The organism is Runella sp. MFBS21 (assembly GCF_029433105.1).
In the GTDB taxonomy this organism is placed as follows: domain Bacteria; phylum Bacteroidota; class Bacteroidia; order Cytophagales; family Spirosomataceae; genus Runella.
Genome location: NZ_JARNTW010000022.1, coordinates 24716 through 48200, shown reverse-complemented (window position 1 = coordinate 48200; position 23485 = coordinate 24716). Strand labels below are relative to the sequence as shown.

Genomic DNA, 23485 nt, shown 5'->3' with positions numbered 1-23485 from the left:
AACAAAGTGACCCTTTTTTGGGAACAATGACAACACAGCGGCAAAGTTATAAATAATAGCTTACCTTAAAAAAAAATTCGTCTGCTGACTCGTAAAAGCTAAACAACAGACGAATTCTAATGTATGTATTTGGCTAAAATATTACTCTGTCCACCGAAGAGCATTAATATTTTGCCCCATTTTACGGCCTTCTTTCAAACCAGTGTCATTGTCTTGAAAAGTATGAATTCCTCCTAAAAACCGAGAATAGGCTGATTCTTCGGCTGCCGCCCACAACGACTTAAACGAACGTGCCTTGAAATCTACGTTTCGTTTGGTATCACGCACCCGGCCTATATGTGAATCGTCCACAAAGGCAAAATCAGTTCCAAACAAACCTTCCATGGCCACTGCCGAAGCAGAAGACTGCGTAGAATGCCCTGAAGAATAGCCTGGAAAAGGCGGTGCAGGCCAGAAAGGAACCCACCGAGGATCTACCGCTCGGCGTATAAAAGTATAGGGGCGCTCATTGTTAAAAACATATTTACATTTCCAACACAGCACAAAAGCATCGGCTACAGCTATACCTGTTCGAGCAAAAGCTTCAACGGCTTTGTCTAGTTTGGCATTGCTAGTTTTGACAGCAATGCGAGCGATGTTATAAGAGTGGCCTGGAGGCGTAAAAGTCTCACTTGGATCGTCTGCCCACCAAATTGAGATTTCTTTTTCGAGCTGAGTAAGGCTGATGTTTTTCTTATAAACATCATAATATTGCTGAAAATAGGGAGAATCTTGCTTGGTCGAAACTTCCAAAGGCAAGGGCATTGGCAGAGTAGAATTAGCAGTAATAAAGGTGCGATTTCGTCCCCAATAAGGCTGCATCGGAATCACGCGACCATTTTCAGTGGGCTGCCATGACCCCGGCGCAATCGGCACTTTAAAATCGGCAGGAAAATTACGATTATACCCTTCATGACCTCCGTCTGTTTTTGACCATTCAAAAATAGCTTTTGCTACCGATTCGCCAAAAGCCTCCGAGCGCTCTATAATCTCCTTGTTACTTTCAGCTTCAAAAACGACCCGGAAAGCCTGAGCCAATGAATCAACCGATTTTTTAGCCGCTTCGGTTGCATTGGGCCATAGGTTTTTGGCCATATACAATTGACCTGCATTGGCACTTGCAGCCCAGTTGTATTCTTTACCTGCTTCAGGCACAGGGAGGGCTTGTAGACCATTAAGTTGCCCTGCTAACGAACGGTGCGCTTTAATACCTGGTACCACTGACTCATACATGGCTACCCCTGCATATCCAAAAGCCCTTGATGCCACAGGAGGCGTGAAGCCTGGCGTAAATCGAGTAAGCTTTAAGCTCATCTCCGCCCATTTGAGGGCCACGTCAGCATTATAGGTATCGGCAGTTTTAGATACATTGTCTGGAGTAGTAGGGTCGTTGGAAGTACGGCATCCATAGATAAATAAAATCACCAATACGATGAGTTTCGTATGGTTTTGGGGCGAAAAAAAAGAGTATAATTTTTTCATACCTTATTGTCGTAATAACAAACTTTTAGGAAGTATTATAAATACAAATAGCCCAGTTCAAAAACAATGCCAATTTGTTTCTGAACTGGGCTATTTGTATCTCTAAGTCTTAAACTATCAGTCTATTATTGGATATTCTCCCCTGGCGTGTTTACGTCCCATTTCTACATAATGAGCGGCGCTTTCAAGAAGTTTCTGTGCGTAATCTTCAGGAATCTGTTTTACTATTTTGGCTGGCACGCCCAAGACCATCGAATAGTCTGGCACTTGCATTCCTTCAGTCACTAGCGCATGAGCTCCGACAATACAAAACTTACCAATCTGGGCATTGTTGAGAATCGTTGCTCTCATTCCTACTAAAGAGCCATCACCCACTATAGCACCATGAACAATAGCCCCATGCCCTACCGTAACATTATTTCCAATGATAGTAGGAGATCCTAAATCTGCATGCAAAACGGCCGTGTCTTGGATATTGGTGCGGTCACCTATTATTATTTTTTCGACATCCGCCCGTATTACTGCTCCATACCACACAGAACTACTTTCTCCCAAAGTAACCTCCCCCATCACCGAGGCGGTAGGAGCAATAAAAACAGCTTTATGTTTTTTCATCCAAAAACAAACTAATGAATTGCTTCCTTGATATCTGAGATTATTTTTTGAGCCAAATAATCGGCAGTGGCGGCGGTTTCGGATTCTGAATAAATCCGAATGATAGGTTCTGTATTAGATTTACGAAGATGAACCCATTCTTTATTAAACTCAATCTTCACTCCGTCAATACTATTGACAGGGTTTTTGGCGTATTTCTGTTTGATTTTTTCTAAAACAAGATCTACATCTATATCAGGAGTAAGCTCGATTTTGTTTTTTGAAATATGATAATTGGGATAGATTCTGCGAAGGATTGAGATAGATTTACCAAATTTGGACAAATGACTCAAAAACAAAGCTATCCCCACGAGTGCATCCCTGCCATAATGCAAAGCGGGATAAATCACTCCACCATTGCCTTCACCTCCAATGACCGCATTTTGAGCCTTCATCATTTCAACTACATTGACTTCACCCACCGCCGAAGCAAAGTACTGTGCTCCCGCTTTAAGCGTCACATCTCGCAGTGCGCCTGTGGAAGAAAGATTAGAAACAGTATTGCCTAGGGTATGTTTGAGTACATAATCGGCCACTGATACAAGGGTATATTCTTCACCAAAAGCCGTACCATCTTCACAAATCAACGCCAAGCGATCTACGTCAGGGTCCACCACAATTCCCAAATCATAATCGCCGCGCTTGAGTTCACGACTAATTTCAATCAGATTTTCGGGAAGAGGTTCTGGATTATGGGCAAAATCACCCGTAGGTTCACAATTGATGAGCTTGATATTTTCTTTTTTTACGCCCAATGCTTCCAATAGCAACGGAATCACAATTCCTCCCGTAGAATTGACAGCATCAATGACTATTTTAAAATTTTTAGCCGTAATCGCTTCTTTATCTACCAAAGGAAGCGCCAATATCATGTCTATATGTTTTTGGAAATAAGAATGATCGACGACATATTTTCCTAGCTTGCGTACTTCTACAAAATCAAAGTCTTCGGTTTCTGCCAACGCCAATACTTCGGCACCATCTTCACCTGAAATAAACTCACCTTGACTATTCAGCAGCTTGAGGGCATTCCATTGGATAGGATTATGGCTCGCTGTAAGAATGATACCTCCCGCTGCCCCTTCAAGAGGAACGGCGATTTCGACAGTAGGGGTAGTAGAAAGACCCAAATCGATAACATTAAGCCCTACACCTTGTAAAGTAGAAACTACCAATTTGCTTACCATATCCCCCGAAAGGCGAGCATCTCGTCCGACAACAATTGTATGACTCGTGGGATTTTTGCGTTTGAGCCAAGTTCCGAAGGCGGCAGAAAACTTCAATACATCAATGGGTGTTAGCGAATCGCCTGTTTTGCCCCCGATTGTACCACGAATACCAGAAATAGATTTGATTAAGGCCACTTTTAAAATCTGCTTTATGATGGATTAATGACAGGCTCAAAAGTAGTAATTTTTAAAGACAAATAGACGACTGTTGCAAAATCGCCGTACTTTTACGAAGTTCGTCTTTGGGAAGTAGCAACGCCCTTGCCAATTTATTTCTTTTTTGTTTTTAGAGGTAGAGCATTATTTCTCAAATCATCCCGAAATTTTTGAACAGTATTTTTTTTACTATTGTCAGCGTATTTCAAATCAAACCATCAATCATCAAACTTTTAAAATCATGCGTAAGTGGGTTTTCTTAACGATTTTTCTGCTCATTGTAGGTGGTATTTTGTACTATGTTTCATTTGGTTCTTTCAGTGACGGCACCCGTGTAGGTTCATTGGTAAAAATTAGCCGCCGTGGTTATATTTTCAAAACTCATGAAGGACAATTAATGGTAGGAGGTATGTCGGATGGTACTGGTACTTTTAATTCTACCACTTGGGATTTTTCGGTCGATGATGATAATAAAGAAGCGATTGCAGCCCTTGAACAATCTCAACGTACTGGACAACGGGTCTCTGTTCATTATGAAGAAAAATTTTTCCAACTCCCTTGGAACGGCGACACTAAGTACTTTGTGGTGAGTGTAGAATTGATACCTCAACAAGTTCAGCCTATCGTGCCCACCCCTCGTCCCCAACCCGTACAACCTGATAGCGATAACTCAATCTAAAATTTTTAGCTCTTTTTTATTGGCTGTGTTTTGAATATTATGCGTATTAATTGGCTCGGTTTCCTTATTATACTTATTGCGGGGGTTATTCTCGTACATAATCTAAGTGCTTGGAAAGATGTTGAATTTGGCGATGAAACTACTTATTTAGGGTCGGGGCTAGCCTTTTCTATCCCTTTCAAAGGGGGGGCACAATGGGGGCCGCTTTATGCAGCATGGTATGCTTTTTGGCATTTGTTTGTTCCCAATACCCTAGACTTATATTATTTTAATTGGGGTTTATTGAGCATTTTGGCGGGGCTTGTGGTCTTTTTATTTTTTCGCTCACAAACGCTCCCTTTTTGGGCGAGCCTTTGGTTGGCAATTTTATTTTTATATTCTACCCAAAATCTACCTCTCAACCCCAAAATCTCCATCGCTCCTTTTTGTTTGATTGTGGGTACTTTGGCGGCTATTTATTTCAACGGCCAGTTTTGGCCTAAATCCTTCCAGTTTCTTTTGGTTTCGTTGATAGGGCTGGTATGTGCATACATTCGCCCTGAGTTTTATGTATCTTTTCTTTTGGGGGTAGTATTAAGTGTTTTTTGGATATGGAAAGAGAGAATGCTCATGCACAAAACATTTTGGGGCATTATAGCTACCTTTAGTGTACTTGTGGTGTTGTTACATGTGCTATTTGAAAACCCCCTTTTTAGTGGAGATAGTAGTCGTAGCGCCGTAGCTTTTCAACAACATTTCATTGTAAACTACTCGGCTTGGCAGCACCAACCCGAACCAAGTACGATAGAAGCACAACTCAAGTTGTTTCATCAAGTACTAGGCGATGATGTCAATACCTTCACCGATGCGCTTGTGCATCAGCCTTCATGGGCTATCAAACATGTATTTACTAATCTTATCCATACCCTTACCGCTAACCTCCACAATGTGGTTGATACTTTTTATCATACACTTTTTAGGGGTTGGTACTCTCCTTGGCGAACAGCATTGGCAGGGATTTTTGTAATTTTAGGTTTAAGTCTTATAAACTATCGCAATACTTGGCAAAATATCCGAAAGTCACCCTTTGACTTATGGGGATTTATCGCCCTGATTGTTCTTATTTTACCCACTCTCATTGCCACTTTACTTATTTATCCTCGCACACATTACTTAGTTTTCCATTTGATTTTAATTTTATGGCTACTGACTTATCTTATTAATGCTCTTTCATTTAGGAAAATAGCCCTTTGGCCAGTCAATGCCCCAACCATTTTTTTGACAAGTGCGCTGGTTTTGTTTTTAGGAATAAAAGTGTGGGAATATCATCAGCCAAAACCTACTCCTTCTGCCGACAATGTACGTTTTATTACCAAAATCACCCCTAAGATTCGTCTTCGGGTATTAGAACGCGATTGGTATCGGGTATTTTTGAAAGAAAGCTCTGACTGGATACATGTGGAAGAATATACCTCCAACAACTTCTCAAACTTTGTGAAGGAAAAGGATGTCAATTTTATTCTGATGACTCACGATATGCAAGCCTATTTTGAAAAAGACGAAGGCTTTCAAGCATTTTTAAAAAATCACTCTGCTGAGGGTTTCGCCAAGCTAAAAACCAATTCAGAAGGGGATTATTTACTTATCAAAAAAACAGTTTTATGAAAACTCTTCTCTTCATCTACGGACTTATTTTGTGCTCTTTAAACGCTTTTTCACAAGTAGAATGGGTCAAAGAGCACTACCAAAAAGCCGAATATGATATTCCGATGCGAGATGGTACCAAGCTCCATACGATTGTATACTCGCCCAAAGATGCTTCCAAATCTTATCCTTTTTTGATGCAACGTACTTGCTACAGTGTAGCACCTTATGGGATAGATAAATATGCAGGTAGATTAGGTCCCAACAAATTTTTGATGGAAGACAAATACATTTTTGTGTATCAAGATGTGCGAGGCCGCTACCTGAGTGAGGGTACTTGGACCAATATGACGCCCCAAATCCCTAACAAAACTAGCAAAACACAAGTAGACGAATCGTCGGACACCTATGATACGATTGAGTGGCTGTTGAAAAACATCCCTAACAACAACGGAAGAGTAGGGCAATGGGGCATTAGCTATCCTGGTTTTTATACAGTAGCAGGCGCCTTAAGTCAGCACCCTGCCTTGAAGGCATCTTCTCCGCAAGCGCCTGTTTCGGATTTCTTTTTTGACGACTTTCATCACAATGGTGCTTTTACGCAAGGTTATTTTATGACATTCCCGGTATTTGGTATCCAACATGCTAAGCCCACTACCGACAATTGGTGGCTCTCAGGGATGATGCAACCCAAAACCAAGGACGGTTACCAATTTAACCTAGACTTAGGGCCTCTCAAAAATTTTGACCAGTACTATAAAGACAACTTCTTTTGGCAAGAACACAAAGAGCATCCAAACTATGATGAATTCTGGCAAAAAAGAAGTATTGTACCTCATCTCAAAAATGTCAAACATGCTATCATGACCGTAGGTGGGTGGTTTGATGCCGAAGATTTGTATGGTCCTCTCACTGTTTACAAAACCCTTGAGCGCAACAATCCCGGTACTTACAATACCCTTGTGATGGGGCCTTTCGGACACGGTCGTTGGTCACAAGAAACAGGGCATACCCTCCACAGCAATGTTTATTTTGGGGATAGCATCGCTACTTTTTATCAACGTGAAATAGAAACCACTTTTTTTCATCATTTCTTAAAAGGAGCTGCTGATGGCAAAACGGGCCTGCCAGATGCCTATCTATTTGATACTGGCAAAAAAGTATGGGAAAAATTTGAGCAGTGGCCTACCAACAAAAGTGAGAAAAAGACGCTTTATTTTCAGCCTAGTGGTAAATTAGCTTTCGAAGCTCCCAAAGCCATTGCGGCTTTTAGTGAATACATCAGCGATCCTCTCAAGCCAGTCCCCTACGTAGAAGACAATACCCAAACCTTGGGATTCACCCCGTTCACTTATATGTCGGACGACCAACGATTTGCGGCCCGACGTACGGATGTACTTGTGTTTGAAACGGAACCTTTGACAGAAAACATAACACTGGGTGGCGAAATAACCGTCAAACTCAAAGCCAGCACTACCGGTAGCGATGCTGATTTTTTTGTAAAGCTTATTGATGTGTATCCAGGTGATGAACCAAATCATGCTTATATGCCTCATAAAAACGTGATTTTGAGCAATTATCACCAAATGGTAAGAAGCGAAATTATGCGGGCGCGCTTCCGTAATTCATTTGAAAAACCCGAACCACTTACCCCCAATAAAGTCACAGATATTAAATTCCGTTTACAAGATGTACTGCATACTTTCAAAAAGGGACATCGTATCCAAGTTCAAGTACAAAGTACTGCATTTCCGCTGTTTGACCGCAATCCGCAGAAATACGTTCCCAATATTTACTTGGCCGATGAAAAGGATTTTATCAAAGCGACTCATCGAGTGTATCATCAAGCCAACTCCGCCAGTGGAATCGAAGTTGAAATTTTAAAGTAATCCTCTATGAAAGCGCTTTTGTGTAAGCAATATGGTCTTCCTGAAAGCTTAGTGCTTGAAGAAGTGCCCACGCCTTCTATCTCCAAAAAGCAAGTCTTGATTTCGGTAAAAGCCTGTGGCGTCAATTTTCCTGATACTTTGATTATCCAAGGGAAATATCAATTCAAACCGGCATTTCCTTTTTCGCCCGGCGGGGAGCTTGCGGGTGTCGTCAAGGCAGTAGGTGAAGAAGTGTCTCACCTAAACATAGGAGATAGTGTATTTGCAATGCCAGGCTGGGGAGGCTTTGCCGAAGAAATAGCAGTAGATGCGAGTCGGGTTTTTCGGATGCCTGCGGGGATGGATTATTCGGTAGCGGCTTCTTTTATGTACACTTACGGCACATCGTACCATGCGCTCAAAAATCGAGCCCAGCTTCAAGCTGGCGAAACCTTGCTCGTATTGGGCGCAGCAGGGGGAGTCGGATTGGCGGCTGTCAATCTGGGCAAAATCATGGGAGCAAAAGTCATAGTTGCCGCCTCAAGTGATGAAAAACTTGCACTTTGTAAAGCTTATGGCGCTGATGAATGTATCAATTATCAAACGCAAGATTTGAGAGAAGCCCTTAAAAACCTGCCAGAAAGTAACGGAGTAGATGTAGTCTATGATCCCGTAGGAGGAGCATTTACTGAACCAGCCCTGCGGTCGCTCAACTGGAAAGGTCGCCACTTAGTGGTAGGTTTTGCCGCAGGCCAAATCCCTTCTATTGCCCTCAATTTAGCCTTGCTAAAAGGATGCTCTATCATGGGTATTTTTTGGGGGGCGTTTGTAGAGAAAGAGCCCAAAGCCAACTTTCAAAATATTCAAGAATTATTCGATTTTTATCAGAGGGGAATTCTAAAACCTCATATCCAGAAAACCTACAACTTGTCGGAAGCACCTCAAGCTTTGCATGATTTAACCCAAAGACGAGCAATGGGAAAACTAGTAATAGTGCCATAGAAAAAGGGAGCTGAAAGGCTCCCTTTTTCTATGGCACTAACTTCAAAAATTTATTTATCCCACCATACACGAGTGTATTGGTCATCTTTACCTTGTCTGGTTACTACTGCATTGTAGTTGGTTTTATTAAGGTTTGATTCCGTAGCAGGATAAGCCATTCTACGAGGAATATCTTTTCCTCCGTTTAATGGATTAGCAGCTGGAGTTAATACTGGGAAGCCAGTACGACGCCATTCTGCCCACGCTTCACTTCCTTGATAAAACAATGCAATCCAACGCTGTACGCTGATTTGTTCAATAGCTTTAGCAGAAGTAAAAGCTACGTCAGGCTGTGCAATGTAAGCCTTATAATCAGCTTCGTTGTACACGCCCCATTGTTCTAAAGAAGCCTTAATGGCTGCTTCATACAAGTCTTTGGCGTTTCCAGAAGTCCACCCTAAAGCTGCCGCTTCGGCCTGAGCCAACAACACTTGTGCATACGTAATTACGTTGACAGAGGAATTTTGTTGACGCATAGAAGGCGCCGCTAAAGATACATCTTGCGCTTTCCAAGTCACTGGAAACACCCCGTAAGGCACACCGCGATATTCGCCGTTAATGTTTTTCTCGGCCATTGCTGGTAGGCGAGGATCTTTCAGCTTTACTAAGGTATTCACAAAAGTACTACTCACCGCATAATCCTTACGATTGGTGGTGATGTAGTTATTGTAAAGTGGATGTTCATTATTTGCTTCCGACAAATACGCATATTTTACGTTATCGGCATTGGCAGCAATAACGCCATCTGCCAAGGCCGCGGCAAATTCCGTTTTACCTTTTGCAGGATCTACTTTTGACAAGCGAAGAGCAGCAATAAGACGTAAAGAGTTAGCAAACTTTTTCCACTTGGTTACATTCCCACTCAGCAGGATATCTCCCACTACAGTTTTACCAGCATCAAATTGCGATTGTGCTTCTTTTAGTTCCTTAAACAAGTCATTGTAAATAGCTTGCTGTGTATCAAAAGCAGGACTAAAATTATCAACTCCTTTCAATGCCTCCGAGTAAGGAATATCGCCCCAGCGGTCAGTGATGTACTGCAAAAAGTAAGCTTTCAAAATACGAGCCGTTGCAATTTGGTTGGCGTTAGAGCCATTGGCAGCTGCAGTACTTTTGGTAGCTTCATCGGTATTGAGCTTGATGATATACTGCAAGTTGCTTAGGGGGCCTGTGTACAATGCATTATAATCTACCTGTACGGTTTTATAACGAGATTCTTCAATGTAAGTAACATCGCCAAACTGCTGTGCATACAAGGCAGGCATAATATTTGTACTAGTGCTTCCCACATTTCGTAAAACACCCGTCAACAAACTAGCCGTATTTGGATTGGCGGGACTATTGGGGCTCACATTCATGTCCCCAAAATCACTACATGAAGTCACCGAGAATAGCAACCCCACCCCAAGAATTGATTTTAAAATTGTATTTTTCATAAAATGTTTCTTTTTGAAATTGTACTGAAGTTCAAACTACTCCGAGGTATTACAAGCCCAAACGGAGATTGATACCAAATGAACGTACAGGAGGCAACTGACCCCCTTCAGTCCAGTAGCTCTCCGCTTCTGAAATATCAATACCACCACCTACAGCACTATAAATCAATAGAGGGTTACGTGCAATCAGCGACACATTAGCAGACTTAATCACTTTACCCAAAATAGCTTTAGGGAAGTTGTAACCAATTGATACTTCACGCAACTTCACGAATGTTTGATCAAAAATCCAATAGTCATGTAATGCAAACAAGCGGTCTTCGTAGAGTGCTTGCGTCTCTGCACGAACAGTATTAGGTGTTTTTCCGTCAGGCCCTACTCCATCAATCAAAATACCACCTCCTTCAGACACAGGATCGCGCTTTGGTTTACCCAATTCGTTAAGTCCAGCCGTTTCGGCAGCCAAGCCAGCATACGCATTAAACATTTTGGTAACAGAGAAGAATTTACCACCTACAATAAAGTCAGTATTGACTCTCATGTTCCAGTTTCCGTACGTAAAGTTGTTTAAGAAACCACCCTTAAATTTCGGCAACACAGATCCTAAAGGTTGATTCAAATCAAATTGATAAAGCCCGTTTGCATCCAAAATAGGTTGACCGGCTTCGTTACGGCGTATTTTACTTCCTGAAAACAATCCCCATTCTTCGCCTTCACGCGCATTGATAGTGAGACCTCTCCACGATGAGCCTAGTTGGTAATTTGTCAAACCAGGAGCCAACTCTATTACTTTTGAAGTACTACGGTCAAAGTTCAAATCAGTTTCCCACTGGAATTTAGTTCCTTTCACTGGAACGGCATTGATATGCACCTCCCAACCTTTAGTACGAATCAAACCTGCGTTGATAATGGCATTGCTATAACCGCTCGTAGGGGCTACTGCCAAAGGAATGATCTGATCTTTGTTGTTGTTTTGATACATAGTAAACTCTAAACCAACACGATTACGGAAAAACTTCAAGTCAATACCACCTTCGTACGAAGAAGACAAACCTGGTTTCAAGTTTTCGTTAGGTAGCGTAGTTGGTAGATACATGGTAGGATTTGAACCAAAAGGGTTTCCAGTACCATAGGTCAACATGGTGTTGTAAGGTCCAATATCTGTACCCACTTGTGCATAGCCTCCACGAATCTTACCATATGACAAGAAACCGCTATGAGGCAACAAATCCGAGAAAACAATACTTCCAGAGAGTGAGGGGTATAAATAGGAGTTATTGTTTTTAGGTAATGTTGATGACCAGTCGTTACGCAACGAACCTTCCAAGAAGAAAATATTATTATATCCTAAGCTCACGTTTCCGTACAAGCTGTTGATACGACGTTCTCCTTTTACGTTAGATACGCTTGGGCGATCTTTAGAAGCGGCAATATTATAGAAACCAGGCGTAGTGAGCCCCCCTACTGTTGCTTGAATAAAATATTCAGAAAGGTTATAACGAATATTACCACCGGCATTGGCAACTACCGAAAGCTTACCATAGTTTTTGTTAAAGCTTAAAAGAGCTTCATAGTTATTTTCGCGAGAATTAAGTACTAAGTTTGAGTATCCACCTTTACCTCCTTCGTTCAAAGTACCTGCCGCAATACGTCCCTCTTGGAAGTATTGACGTTGGTCGCGACGAGCCACTAAAGCTAGTTTTAAGTAATCTGTAAATTTGTAGTTAAGACCAAAGTCACCAAAAATACGAGTATCACGACGGCTATTGGTATTTTCGTACACTTGAGTGTAAGGGCTATCCCAATATTTAGGCTTAGCGTCTAATGGTCCACCGATATTCCAACTACGGAAAGTTCCGTCAGCATTCTTATAGTTTTTCAAGTCTTCAATGCTCAATTGGCGTTGGAACCATTGATTAAATGAACCGATTGTCTGGTTAAATCCATTCAAAATAGCGCCTCCCAATCCTGTTGAGTTACTACCGCCACTTGACCCATAGTTATCGGCAGGGATGTTTACCCCTCTAGTAGCCGAATAATTGATGTTCAAATCAGCCGTTAGCCCTTTAAATACATTTAGAGAGTTTTTAGCACTTACAAAGTCACGTGTTTGGCTACTATTAGGGACAATACCGTTATTAATAATGTGGGTATAAGAGATACGCGTTTGGTAATTGTCCCCTCCTTTTGAGAAAGAAATGTTTGAGTTATGACTTACTGGCTTTTCGAAGAAATCGCGAACGTTGTTAGGATTAGCTACAAAAGGAGTGAGCTGTCCAAATTCAGGGCCAGGCTGCCACGACCACGCCGAACGGTGCAGAGAACCGTCTATTTTGGGTCCCCAGCTTTCATCAGCTGAATAATCTAACATCTTATGCCCGTCAAATGACGACCAAGAAGCAGGGTGAATGGCAGGGTTAAACTTAAAAATTTCCCAATCTTGTGAATATCCACCACCATACTCATTTTGATACTTAGGAAGAAGACCTACCATATCCAATGTAGTACTGTGATTGATATCTAAGCGAGATTCACCAGATTTGGCGCGCTTTGTGGTAATCAAAATCACCCCACCCGCAGCACGGTTTCCATAGAGAGCCGTTGCCGCAGGTCCTTTCAATACGGAAAGGTTTTCTACATCGTCCATGTTTACGGCGTTGATGTCGGTAGGAGTTCCGTCAACAATATAAAGTGGGCTACCCCCTGTGAGCGTATTGACCCCACGCACCCGAATATCGGGCGTACCAAACTTAGCCCCCGACTGCCCAAGGACTTGTACCCCGGCGATTTTACCAGCAAGCGCATTGGCTACGTTTGCGTCACGAGCGGCGGTTAGCTTATCAGCCTTGATTTCTTGAACAGAAGTGTTGATTGCTCGTTTGTCTCGAGAAATACCCAAGGCAGTTACTACCACTTCTTGGAGTTGCGAAACATCAGGAATAAGCTTAATGTCAATCACACTCTGACTACCTACAGTCACTTCTTGATTGGCAAAACCAATAAAGCTAAACACCAATTGAGCACCGTTTGGAACTGATACTTTGTAGCTTCCGTCTGCGTCGGTAGTAGCTCCGCGGGTCGTACCGCGTACCGTCACACTTACACCTGGCAATACCGAACCATCGTCGGCGGTTACTTTACCCGTAATGGTGCGATCTTGGGCAAACATCGATAAGCTGCACAATAGCATAGCTACTGCAGCTAGCAGTGTAAACCTGTTTTTCATCCTTTAAAATTTAGTTTAGATTAAGATAACTGTGCCAAAAATAACAAATAAATTAATTGTCAAAACAAAAGTTACATTAAAATTATGCTGCTTGCATAACAATATGCCAAATTATGTTTCTACTTATCTTAAGAAGCAATAAAACTTTATCCTCCTTAAAACGGCAATTTGGAAGGTTAAAAATGGATTAAAAATGACCTTAATCACCTCAAAATAAGATTTTTGGACCTTTGGGCGTCTTTTTTCTATAGGTCTTGTCATACCCCTAGCTAAAATTTCTATCCATTTAATTAGATAGTGAGTTTATTTTTTTATTACTTTGCAAAACAAAGTTCTTTCCACAAAATGCAAAATAAATTACTACAATTAGCACTTATTTCGGGGGTTGGCGTAGCTATGCTTATTGGTAGAATCCTTATTACAGATTCTTTAGGGCACTTTGGTTTATTTTGGAATTTGTTTTTAGCATGGATTCCTTTACTAGTGGCTTATTTGACACGCATACTGTGGCAACAAAAAATAATTTCTCGTATAGGAATTGGCATCGGAGTGATATTTTGGTTGTTGTTTTTTCCTAACGCCCCTTATCTTATTACCGACCTGATTCACCTCAAAGAGGTGCCTGATTACCTGCTATGGTATGATTCGCTACTTAGCTTCTCTTTTGCATTAGCAGGGCTTCTTGCGGGTTTATACTCTGCCCTTCTTATTCATCGTCTTATCGAAAAAGTAGGCAATCAAATTTGGGCATGGACGATAATGATAGGCAGCCTCATTGTATCAAGCTATGGTATTTATTTAGGGCGTTTTGGCCGTTGGAATAGCTGGGATATTGTTACAAATCCTTTTTCACTGGTAAGATATACCGCGAGTAGTTTACAAAACCCTGTTGCGATCAAATTAACTGTAGCATTTTCGTTTGCCCTGCTAATTATATACTCAGCTTTTTGGTTGTACACCTACAAACCTAAAGAAGTTAAAAATTAGCCGTTATTTTTTATAAAACCAATGGTCAATTTACGCAAAATGCTTCGAAGCTTCGGCTTCGCTATAGAAGGAACCAAAGCTCTATTTCAGTATGAAAACAATGCTCGCTTTCATCTCATAGCTGCTATAGTGGTGGTTTTGACGGGTGCATGGTTTCAGATTAGTAATATAGAATGGGCATGTGTGGCGTTTGCTATTGGGGGAGTATGCTCAGCTGAGGCGTTTAATACTTCACTAGAAAAATTGTGCGATATGGTATCTCCTGAGATACATCCACAAATTAAGGCAATCAAAGATCTTGCCGCTGCCGGAGTTTTAATTATGACTTTAGCCGCTGTGGGAATTGGAATAGCTGTTTTTGGGCCTAAAATTTATTTAACCGTCAATTCGCTCAATCATTAAATCAAAGCATGAACTCTTCAAACCAACCTCTAGAAACCCTTAACGAAATCCGGGATTTGATGCAGCGTTCCTCTAAGTTCCTTTCTTTAAGTGGACTATCGGGGATTTCGGCCGGAATAGTGGCTCTTATTGGGGCGACTGTTGCGTATCTGCGCCTCAAAACTGATACCCTCTATGACGAAGAAAGCGCTCAGTTAGCGGGTTTCACACGTCGCCAAATGATGGAGTTTGTGCTATTGGATGGAGCGATTGTATTGGTTTTAGCTATAGGATTTGGGATATTTTTTACGGTACGTAAAGCAAAAAAAGCAGGACAACCCATATGGAACAGTACCTCTAAACGCGTCGTCATTAGTTTATTAATCCCCCTCGTAACAGGCGGAATTTTCTGTTTGGCGATGTTTTATCGGGGTATTTTATGGGTAAGTTTTCCAGCTACGTTGATTTTTTATGGGCTTGCTTTACTCAATGCTAGTAAATATACAGTCCGCGATTTAGAATATTTAGGAATATCCGAAGTAGTTTTGGGGCTATTTTCACTGTTCCTAACAGGGTATAACTTATTGATATGGGCTTTTGGGTTTGGCGTATTGCATATTATATATGGAGCAGTGATGTATTTTAAATATGATCGCACTTCTTCACATCCACAAGCTTAAAAAAATATAAAAGTTTTAACCTCAATTTTTCATGTTTTGTATAGTTTTCATGTTTGTATCCCAAAAGCACTAAACTTGAACTATATATATCGAAAATTTTATTTTTAATCTTTTATTTATATAATCAACTTGCAGTCTACAACTGCTCATAAAGAAAGACTAATTTAAACGAATGCTCGAACATTTCAACAAAGCCTTTGAAAGTAAAGCGCGACTTGGTATTATGTCAGTTTTGATGGTCAATGAGTCGTTGAGTTTCAATTCTCTTAAAGAACTTCTCAACCTAACCGATGGCAATCTTGCTACTCACTTGCGTGCTCTCGAAGAACAAGGCTATTTGATTGTTCAGAAGCAATTTGTAGGGCGTAAGCCAAACACTACCTACGCCGCCACTCCTGAAGGCAAACAAGCATTCACCAATCACCTCAATGCCTTAGAAGCATTCATCCGTACAGGGCAATATTAAGCTTTTTACACACCAAGGGCGATGCTGTTGTAGCATCGCCCTTGGTGTGTAAAAGTAAATCTTTGACTGCAGTGTTTTACTTCCCTCCTAATGGAATTAATAAACCTATTGATCCTTGAATATTTCTAAAATACGACTTGTCTACGCCAGGGATACTTTTTGAATTGTTGCCCAAACCATAAAAATAACGCCCCTCGATAAGTAACTTAGCGGCACCCAAGCCAAATGACACACCTAAGCCACCTACAGCACCGTATTCGATACGGCCTCCCTCATTGTTGGCAAAGTCTATTTCTTCGTTGATTGTGTTTGCGCCAATCTTGATTTTGGCATTGGCATTCAACGCATAGCTTCCATACCCCCCTGCATTGACAAACACTTTTAGGTTTTCAGGTCCAAAACCAACTTTCAAAAGCACTGGGACGGTAATTGTGTTGAAAGTAGTAGTACCAGAAGCCGAGACTCCTAAATTATTGGTTTCTGACTTAAAGCCGACTTGTGAATACAATACCTCCGGCTGAACAGAAAAAGTTTCAGTTCCTAAATTGAAAATAAGCCCTCCGTGGTATCCAATGATGGATTTGGGATTTATATCTGCTACATCACTTATGGTAGAGTAATTGGCCCCTCCTCTCACTCCCACACTAAACTTAAATCCTCCACTTTCACCACTACTCGACGCCTTGGGTTTTTGAGCTACTTCTTTTTGGGGCACTGGTTTAGAAATGGGCTTTTGCGGCGTTTCGGTTTTTGATTTAGCAGGTTGTGTTGTTGTTTTTTTAGGTGTATTACCATGAAGCTTATCATACTGCTCCTGCATACTTTGAGTAGGTTGAGGCGTATTTTGCGCCTGACTTACGCTCACTAAACACACAGTAACAAGGGCTGTTAGAGAAAAGAGTTTATTCATAATTATTGACAGGTTTTAGAGTAGCTTTTGTAAAGAACGCGATTTCGAATACAAAATTCGATTCTTTACCAAGATTTTTTTACCGCAATAATACGGGTTACTACTAGGTGTTTTTACGTGTTTTAGTCAAAATCAATTTCTATTTGCATCTTATATGAAAATGTCAAGGTAGATTTCCATTTCCCGCCTGCTTCCATAATCCGTACTGCTTCCTCAAAAAGCCTTGCATCAGCTTGATTGAGATTTTCAAATCTGCTCAGTTTACCATCATTTTCAACCATAAAACCTACCAGTACTTTGCCTCTTTCTATCTGAGGATTTTGTTGGATAAATGTCTCCGTTGCTTTTTTCAAATCAGCCTTATATTCTTTCCAAGGTTTTGGCGGGATAGGCTCTTGTAACCTCTGCATCGCTTGCGCTCTAGCAGCTGGCAGAGGACGCTTTGCCAACGAATTAGATTTAGACAATCCAATAGTGATCTCTCCCGTATCTCCTACCACATATTGTTGGGATTCAAAGTCTGGAAAAGACACCTCTATCTTTTGTCTTCTCTGAACATGGGGCAACACAAAATTCCCTTGGGGGTCACTTTTTACCGACGTGTCCTCCACTTCTACTCTAATAGTGGCTCCTGGTATTTTCTCTTGCGTCTCGGCATCTATGATATTTCCTTTTAGAGTAAATGATACCGACTCTTCCGGCAACAAACGACTCTGAGCAGGCGCTGCTGCCGAAGCTATACGAGGAGGCTTTTCAGTAGCCGATGTTGCCTGCGGAAGTGCCGCGAGGTCGTCTGGTTCGCTACTAAGTGACTGGTGTGCCGCAATATTTTCTTGTTTTGATAAAACTTTGGTTGAAAGTTTTGGTTTTGTGATAGGTTTTGAATGGGTCGGAGGCGGCACCCTAACAAACTCCTCTGGTGGCGTAGAAGTTTGGGGAATAGGCTGCGCTTTGGATTCTGGAGAAGTCGTTGCTATTTCTTCATACTTTATAGCATTCTGTGGTTCATTTAGACGTAAAGTCCACCACCATCCTAGCCCTATTGCTACTACTACTGCTGCCGCCGAAACATAATAAAAGGGTATTATTTTGAAGTCATTTTTTCGGGTTCGTTGTCTGACGACCTTTCTCAGTTCATTTGCTACTGCTTCACTATCGATATGGGCTTTTTTAAGTAGCAACAATCCTTCAAGAGTATCATCTACCTGCTGATTTTGCAAGGCGGCTTTTTCAATCTCATGCTGCTCCTCAAACGACATTTCTCCAGCCACATATTTTTGTAACTGCTCCACAGAAGGTTGTATTTGTTTTTTTTGCCTAGCCATGTTGTTTGCCCTCCATACAAAGTTTTAGGTTTCTTTTTCCGTTCTGAAGGTAGCTCTTAACTTTTTGGATTGCGTAGCCTGTCTGTTCCGCAATTTGCTGATAGCAAAGCTTTTGGTAATAAAAAAGCTCTACACTTTTACGTTGTTCGAGCGCAAGGTTTTCCAAGCAATCGCCTAAATCATTCCATCGACTTTCGACTTCCCAAACCTCATTTTCTGTCGTATCAGCTACAAAACTTTCATAGGATTCACTTTCAAAAATACTTTCATCGCCGATTATCATGCGTTTGTTACGGAGCTGTATCAAGCAATAATTTCGAGTAAGAGTATGAAGCCAACTCTTAAAATGATGTACTTCATGTTTTTTTAAATCTTCTACCAACTGTTCAAATATTTGCATCACTGCATCTTTGGCATCATCCTCATCTCTCAAATATTTAAAACTCACCGCAAACACCATATCAATATGCCGTTGATAAAGTTCTCCTAAATCTGCCAAATCGCCCGTACGGCGGTATTCTGATACAAAATCAGCATCAGTTTGGGTTTCTTTACGACGAAATAGCTTCAGAAACAAATTGAGTAAAAATTAGTTTTGGACCTTTGGACAATAGATGCATCTGGCATAACCTTTCCATAAATTTATTTTTTATTTTTCTAAAAACGCAAAACAGCAAAACAAAAAAGAGGTGATTTGCTAACAAATCACCTTCAGCCAACATCCTAAAATCTTGCACAAAGTTAATTACAGTACGCCGGCACGATTATTCCTTAATTATATTAACAATCAACGCTTTATCAGCAAGTTATTACTATTCCATTAATAATTGACTTCGTCCAAACAAGCCCTTAATCGAATGGAATTTTTGTTTTTGTAATGGTGAAAGGGATACATAAATTAGTAGGACAGCAGTTCTCGCCTGCTTCGATAATAATCGGGCAACACCCCTCCACAGGACAGCTACTATTGCTTGCCGTAAAAGTGTATTGCCCCGGCTCACTTAGCAAAATAGTATTACCAGCCCCTGCCAATATCCCATCTTTAAACCATTGCACATTGAGATATTGGGTCGAAATATTGGCTTCTACTGCTTCTCCTGTACATAATTTAAGGGGTACTGTAAAGCACTGAAAATCTAAATCATCTTCCGTATCGTCATTATTGCCCGGAGTAGAGTCTGTGTCTTGTTCGTTGATTTTGGTGATTTCTACTTTGTTAAAATGTAATCCCTGACTAACAGCCCTCACTTTATAGATCAGTATCACGGTATCTCCGCTAGCTGCTACCGAGTCTATATTCCATTTTATGGTGTTTCCAACCAACGTCACGCCTCCTCTACTCGCCGATACACTTACGGTTTGTAGTTCTACCGTAGTAGGTATAGAATCCGTCACTTCTACTCCGGTGGCTAGATTTAAGCTTTCATTCCATAACTTTACTGTATAAGTAAGTGTATCGCCGAGTTGGACTATTTTTTTATCAATCAATTTTTTCAATGCCAAATCAACCCTGCAATCCTGTGCCAAAATATATACTGGCAAGCGTTCGCTACTTATGGCTACTGGACAAGCAGCATCAACGCTTCTGGCTTGCACGTAGAAGGTATCAGCGGCAGTTACTGTGCCGTTGGGCTTATAATTGAGTCCCGTAAACAAAGGGCTCCCCCCCGTAGGGGTATCAAACCACTCAGCCGTGGCCAACCCTACTACAGTAGTTTGTAAGGTAGGGAAAGTATCTCCTATACATACTGTACGGCTTGGAGTAAGGGCAATTGGCAATCGGGGTGAGCAGTTGCAATTGGGACCCACAATCACCGTATCAAATTTACAGATAGCACTCAAACTATCTATTACTGTAACGGATACTGAATTTGGCACCCCCGACACGGTGTAGGGATTATTTCCAGACAAGGTACCTGCGCTAACTTTTATGGTACCAAGCTGCCCTATGACTGAGAAACTCACTGAATAAGTAAGGTTGTCTATAGCACATACTGGCTCATTCGAAACCACAAACTGAGGCTTAATACAGCAATCTTTTACTTCGAGCTGAAGTGTATCTGTGCAGCCATCGACTTCATAAACCAATTCATAGATTCCGGCTATATTAAGGCCACTGACCGCGCCAGTGGTAGTAACTATAGCTGTATTTCCCAAGGGGGCATTACCTAAACTCCAACTACCCCCTGAGGGCACTCCTGCAAGTGTGGTATCAGTAGAAATACAAAGGGCATTGGCACCTATGATGTCTGCCCCTGCGTTGGGCTTGGCTTTAAGTATTACTTGAGCCGTATCAGAGCAGCTATTGAGGGTATAAATAAATTTGTAAGTACCCGCCACGGTAAGCCCCGACACATTGCCAGCATTGTCGATAGTTGCCGAAGTAGGATTTGCAGCATCAGGAGCCCAGGTTCCACTAGGGGTGACTGCCGTTAATTGGGCGGTAGTAGTAGGTAGACACACACTTACGTCATTTCCGGCATTAGGTTTTAGATTAACGATAACTTGAACAAATGCCGTATCAGCGCAAGTAGCTACGCCATTTTGCCCCACCACTGCATAATAATAGGTTCCTACTGCCAGCTGATTAGAAGCCAAAGCATATACTGATGAATCTGCGCCTACAATAAGCCCACTACTAAAATCGGTAGTAGTGTCAGCTAAAGGGCCATACCACTGATAGGTCAACCCTGCATTGGTACTATTTACTGCCAATGGAGCGATAACCTCTCCTTCACATAGACTATTATTGGTCACTAAAGGGGTCAGAATAGGGTTGATGCAAGGGCTTATCCCAAAATCATAGGTATGGTTGTTTTGTCCTACGCCTCCTAGTTGGAACGAAATAGTAGGTTGCCCAGACTCGATAAAAGCATCATTATTACTAATGGTAGTCCCCGTGTTAAGATTTCCGTTTATTTCTCCAGGAGCAGGAGGAATATTAGTCAACACCAAACCTGCGACCGAGGGGTCATTGCCCAAGCTTGTGATTTTGAGACAATATGTACTATCATTTTCGAGACTTAAATTATAAATCACACTCCCAGAGGAAGTACCCACGGCCGACGAAAAATAGAAACTGCCGTTGGCATCCGTAGTAGCGGTAGCAATCGCCGTTCCTGTACAATTTTTGAATAAAGAAACCGTAACCCCCGCCAAAGCAGGCTCTCCTGCATCCTGAATCCCGTCGTTGTTGGTATCCAACCATACTCGGTTTCCGATTTCGATAGGAGCAGCGTCGCACATTACCTCTACATCTCCTAATCCCGATGCCTTCCCAAATCCGCCTTGCGAACTAGCAGTGTAAAGCGTGATAGCATCTGTAGCATTTCCGGTATTGTTGCTATACCACCTTGCCCCTCCACTTGAATACCCAGCAGCATCGAAACTATGACGAGGGTCAAATACAGAATTCAGAACAGTCCCTTTTCCTGCCAGTAGAGCGATTCCTCCAATACTAGTTTCATCATGAATCCCCGGATTAGCAAGTAGTCCCAGTGGGTCGGTGTTTGGATCAATAGGTGCAGCATAGCGGTCTTCATGATAAAACTCGCCACCACCAGGGCCATCTTCATTGCCGGCTCCGGCCGTAACTACTTTAGGACTACTGGTGCCTTCTTTTCCATTATTTTCTAATTCAAATACACCATTGTTGTTATAAGCCCTCATGATGTCACCATTACCGGTAGCGGTAAAAAGCGATATATTGTCTGTAGTATCGGTACCGTAGTTTTGAACACCTACTTGATGTCCCGTGCGATCCATAAAACCCATAATCATACTCCCTTCTACATCAAATTCAATATCAGACAGCATAGGTTGAGGATGTGATTTGTGATTTGTACCATACAAATCTCCAAAGTTGCTTACCCAAGGGTGCCAAGAGCCTTGTATCAAATTAATATCCGTACCATTTTGATCTACATAAGGAGTGCTATCTGTTACGCCTTCACCTACATTCATGTTTGCCTTTCGGTTGAATGTCAGCGGGAATGACAATACACTCGTCCAAGTAGCTAGACCAGGCGTATCATTAATACTAGCCCGATAAATGGTAGCACTTAGGTTGTTGCGGTCAACGGCTGAGCCATTGACTGCATCACATATTCCTCCTACATACACAAAACCTTTGTATACTTTTACCGCAAAAGGCCGAAAGGTGCTATTGTTGCAGGTGGTCGGGAAAGCGGGATAATTTTGAATTTGCGCTGCCGTAGAAGGAGGGATAGCGTCTTTTCCCACTTCTACCCTCCAAAGCTGACGGTCGTTTAGATTGACAACATATACATACTGCCCATCATCAGAGCAGTCTATCCCTCCAAGTCCCACTTTGCCTATCTCCTCAAACATGTTTTCATCGTAACTTGGGAAAAGTGGATTTCCTTGGCCTGGTTTGAAATTCCGAATAACCGTCCCTGCATCAAAAGCGGGATTGACCGCATTGAGGTTCACAAAATTGGCACTAGAGTTGGCATCATTTGCCGTTTTGGCATTAGAGGTCACATACAAACCATTAGGTCCTAGAGGTCCCCAATTGACATGTCTTTTTCCGAAAGCCGCCGAAAACAAATTTCCCGATTGGCGATGAAAAGACACACTCCACAACGAGCCCGTATTACCTCCGTTGCCTAGTTTGTTGATAGTACCATTTTCATAGGGAAAACTTACCAATGTCTCCAACACTCCAGAATTTCCAGGAGCTTGTCCATCCCCATTGACATAGCACGGAATAGCAACGCGTGGATTTGATGTTTCGCAATAATCCCCCGCATAGTTGATACCTAAATTTGAAATAGACGAAGGGGCGCTCAGAAATTGCACACTTGTCGCATTACTACTTCCTTGTGGACCAGCAGCATCTCCTTGTAGCAATCCAGAGAATTCAATTTTTACCGGAAAAGTAAGACCACTGAAGCTATATTCTCCATTTGCATTGGTGGTTTGAGTACCACCTATCTGTACTCCCAGTGTGTTGAAAGCTTTGACGGTAATATTGGCTACCCCTACTTCATAGAAAGTAGCGCTGCTATCACGTGTCCCGTTAGCATTGAAATCTCGGAAAACCACCCCCGATACTTGTCCTTGCGCCCCGCTGTATATCCCCAACAGCAAACAAAGAAAGGTTAGCCAAGTAAAATTTAGCTTCATAATGAATAGAAAGGTTATTCAGTACCGTAAGAAAATATCTTAATAGTGCGGTTTTGGCAAAAACCTTTTTCGAAGTAGGGAACAAAGTGAAGAGTAGCAAAAACTATACCGTTTTGCTAAAAAGGGCATGACAATACACTGTAATGGTATTTTTT

At 41.7% G+C, this 23485-nt stretch carries 17 protein-coding genes; 8 read left to right on the top strand and 9 right to left on the bottom strand.

Going from position 1 to position 23485, the window contains the following annotated elements; all coding sequences use genetic code 11:
- Window positions 1–141: 141 nt before the first annotated feature.
- From P1X15_RS27130 to glmM, 3 genes are all read right to left on the bottom strand, one after another.
- Window positions 142–1521: a vanadium-dependent haloperoxidase gene (locus P1X15_RS27130; RefSeq protein WP_277341278.1), complete on the bottom strand. Its 1380-nt coding sequence runs from the start codon at window positions 1519–1521 to the stop codon at window positions 142–144.
- Window positions 1522–1638: 117 nt separating this feature from the next.
- Entirely contained in the window at window positions 1639–2136 is a 498-nt protein-coding gene (locus P1X15_RS27125) for a gamma carbonic anhydrase family protein (protein ID WP_277341277.1), read from the bottom strand.
- Between the two features lie 11 nt (window positions 2137–2147).
- Window positions 2148–3539, bottom strand: coding sequence for a phosphoglucosamine mutase (gene glmM, locus P1X15_RS27120; protein ID WP_277341276.1), 1392 nt, complete (start codon window positions 3537–3539; stop codon window positions 2148–2150).
- A gap of 262 nt (window positions 3540–3801) precedes the next feature.
- Between glmM and P1X15_RS27115 the strand changes: the two genes are divergently transcribed.
- From P1X15_RS27115 to P1X15_RS27100, 4 genes are read left to right on the top strand one after another with little or no spacing between them, the layout of a single operon-like run.
- On the top strand, window positions 3802–4239 hold the full coding sequence (locus P1X15_RS27115; protein ID WP_277341275.1) for a hypothetical protein: 438 nt from the start codon (window positions 3802–3804) through the stop codon (window positions 4237–4239).
- A gap of 39 nt (window positions 4240–4278) precedes the next feature.
- On the top strand, window positions 4279–5883 hold the full coding sequence (locus P1X15_RS27110; protein WP_277341274.1) for a hypothetical protein: 1605 nt from the start codon (window positions 4279–4281) through the stop codon (window positions 5881–5883).
- Window positions 5880–7751, top strand: a complete 1872-nt coding sequence (locus tag P1X15_RS27105) for a CocE/NonD family hydrolase (RefSeq protein ID WP_277341273.1) — start codon at window positions 5880–5882, stop codon at window positions 7749–7751. Before P1X15_RS27110 ends, P1X15_RS27105 begins: the two co-directional genes overlap by 4 nt.
- Before the next feature lie 6 nt (window positions 7752–7757).
- Window positions 7758–8732 (top strand): NADPH:quinone oxidoreductase family protein, encoded by a 975-nt coding sequence (locus P1X15_RS27100; RefSeq protein WP_277341272.1) that lies wholly within the window; start codon window positions 7758–7760, stop codon window positions 8730–8732.
- 50 nt (window positions 8733–8782) lie between these two features.
- Here the strand turns inward: P1X15_RS27100 and P1X15_RS27095 are convergent, their stop codons facing one another.
- A complete protein-coding gene (locus P1X15_RS27095) occupies window positions 8783–10207 on the bottom strand; it encodes a SusD/RagB family nutrient-binding outer membrane lipoprotein (RefSeq protein ID WP_277341271.1) in 1425 nt (474 codons plus the stop codon).
- A gap of 49 nt (window positions 10208–10256) precedes the next feature.
- Window positions 10257–13433: a SusC/RagA family TonB-linked outer membrane protein gene (locus tag P1X15_RS27090; protein ID WP_277341270.1), complete on the bottom strand. Its 3177-nt coding sequence runs from the start codon at window positions 13431–13433 to the stop codon at window positions 10257–10259.
- Between the two features lie 345 nt (window positions 13434–13778).
- Between P1X15_RS27090 and P1X15_RS27085 the strand changes: the two genes are divergently transcribed.
- From P1X15_RS27085 to P1X15_RS27070, 4 genes are all read left to right on the top strand, one after another.
- Window positions 13779–14420 (top strand): DUF1361 domain-containing protein, encoded by a 642-nt coding sequence (locus P1X15_RS27085; RefSeq protein WP_277341269.1) that lies wholly within the window; start codon window positions 13779–13781, stop codon window positions 14418–14420.
- 21 nt (window positions 14421–14441) lie between these two features.
- Window positions 14442–14822: a diacylglycerol kinase family protein gene (locus P1X15_RS27080; protein ID WP_277341268.1), complete on the top strand. Its 381-nt coding sequence runs from the start codon at window positions 14442–14444 to the stop codon at window positions 14820–14822.
- A gap of 8 nt (window positions 14823–14830) precedes the next feature.
- A complete protein-coding gene (locus P1X15_RS27075; protein ID WP_277341267.1) occupies window positions 14831–15481 on the top strand; it encodes a hypothetical protein in 651 nt (216 codons plus the stop codon).
- 172 nt (window positions 15482–15653) lie between these two features.
- Window positions 15654–15947 carry a transcriptional regulator gene (locus P1X15_RS27070; protein ID WP_277341266.1) on the top strand — a complete coding sequence of 98 codons (294 nt, stop codon included), beginning with the start codon at window positions 15654–15656 and terminating at the stop codon, window positions 15945–15947.
- Window positions 15948–16023: 76 nt separating this feature from the next.
- On the opposite strand, the gene P1X15_RS27065 is transcribed toward P1X15_RS27070, so the two are convergent.
- The 4 genes from P1X15_RS27065 to P1X15_RS27050 all read right to left on the bottom strand — a co-directional run bounded on the left by P1X15_RS27065 (window position 16024) and on the right by P1X15_RS27050 (window position 23330).
- Window positions 16024–16857 carry a porin family protein gene (locus P1X15_RS27065; protein ID WP_277341265.1) on the bottom strand — a complete coding sequence of 278 codons (834 nt, stop codon included), beginning with the start codon at window positions 16855–16857 and terminating at the stop codon, window positions 16024–16026.
- A 122-nt stretch (window positions 16858–16979) separates the two neighbouring features.
- Window positions 16980–18182 carry a carboxypeptidase-like regulatory domain-containing protein gene (locus P1X15_RS27060; protein WP_277341264.1) on the bottom strand — a complete coding sequence of 401 codons (1203 nt, stop codon included), beginning with the start codon at window positions 18180–18182 and terminating at the stop codon, window positions 16980–16982.
- Entirely contained in the window at window positions 18175–18759 is a 585-nt protein-coding gene (locus tag P1X15_RS27055) for an RNA polymerase sigma factor (RefSeq protein WP_277341263.1), read from the bottom strand. The genes P1X15_RS27060 and P1X15_RS27055 overlap by 8 nt, the downstream gene beginning before the upstream one ends.
- Before the next feature lie 272 nt (window positions 18760–19031).
- A complete protein-coding gene (locus P1X15_RS27050) occupies window positions 19032–23330 on the bottom strand; it encodes an SdrD B-like domain-containing protein (RefSeq protein ID WP_277341262.1) in 4299 nt (1432 codons plus the stop codon).
- Window positions 23331–23485 lie beyond the last annotated feature (155 nt).

Bases quoted from the DNA above. Each gene is read 5' to 3' on its own strand.
- P1X15_RS27130 (WP_277341278.1), bottom strand. From the start codon at position 1,521: ATGAAAAAATTATACTCTTTTTTTTCGCCCCAAAACCATACGAAACTC.
- P1X15_RS27125 (WP_277341277.1), bottom strand. From the start codon at position 2,136: ATGAAAAAACATAAAGCTGTTTTTATTGCTCCTACCGCCTCGGTGATG.
- P1X15_RS27115 (WP_277341275.1), top strand. From the start codon at position 3,802: ATGCGTAAGTGGGTTTTCTTAACGATTTTTCTGCTCATTGTAGGTGGT.
- P1X15_RS27110 (WP_277341274.1), top strand. From the start codon at position 4,279: ATGCGTATTAATTGGCTCGGTTTCCTTATTATACTTATTGCGGGGGTT.
- P1X15_RS27105 (WP_277341273.1), top strand. From the start codon at position 5,880: ATGAAAACTCTTCTCTTCATCTACGGACTTATTTTGTGCTCTTTAAAC.
- P1X15_RS27100 (WP_277341272.1), top strand. From the start codon at position 7,758: ATGAAAGCGCTTTTGTGTAAGCAATATGGTCTTCCTGAAAGCTTAGTG.
- P1X15_RS27095 (WP_277341271.1), bottom strand. From the start codon at position 10,207: ATGAAAAATACAATTTTAAAATCAATTCTTGGGGTGGGGTTGCTATTC.
- P1X15_RS27090 (WP_277341270.1), bottom strand. From the start codon at position 13,433: ATGAAAAACAGGTTTACACTGCTAGCTGCAGTAGCTATGCTATTGTGC.
- P1X15_RS27085 (WP_277341269.1), top strand. From the start codon at position 13,779: ATGCAAAATAAATTACTACAATTAGCACTTATTTCGGGGGTTGGCGTA.
- P1X15_RS27080 (WP_277341268.1), top strand. From the start codon at position 14,442: ATGGTCAATTTACGCAAAATGCTTCGAAGCTTCGGCTTCGCTATAGAA.
- P1X15_RS27075 (WP_277341267.1), top strand. From the start codon at position 14,831: ATGAACTCTTCAAACCAACCTCTAGAAACCCTTAACGAAATCCGGGAT.
- P1X15_RS27070 (WP_277341266.1), top strand. From the start codon at position 15,654: ATGCTCGAACATTTCAACAAAGCCTTTGAAAGTAAAGCGCGACTTGGT.
- P1X15_RS27065 (WP_277341265.1), bottom strand. From the start codon at position 16,857: ATGAATAAACTCTTTTCTCTAACAGCCCTTGTTACTGTGTGTTTAGTG.
- P1X15_RS27060 (WP_277341264.1), bottom strand. From the start codon at position 18,182: ATGGCTAGGCAAAAAAAACAAATACAACCTTCTGTGGAGCAGTTACAA.
- P1X15_RS27050 (WP_277341262.1), bottom strand. From the start codon at position 23,330: ATGAAGCTAAATTTTACTTGGCTAACCTTTCTTTGTTTGCTGTTGGGG.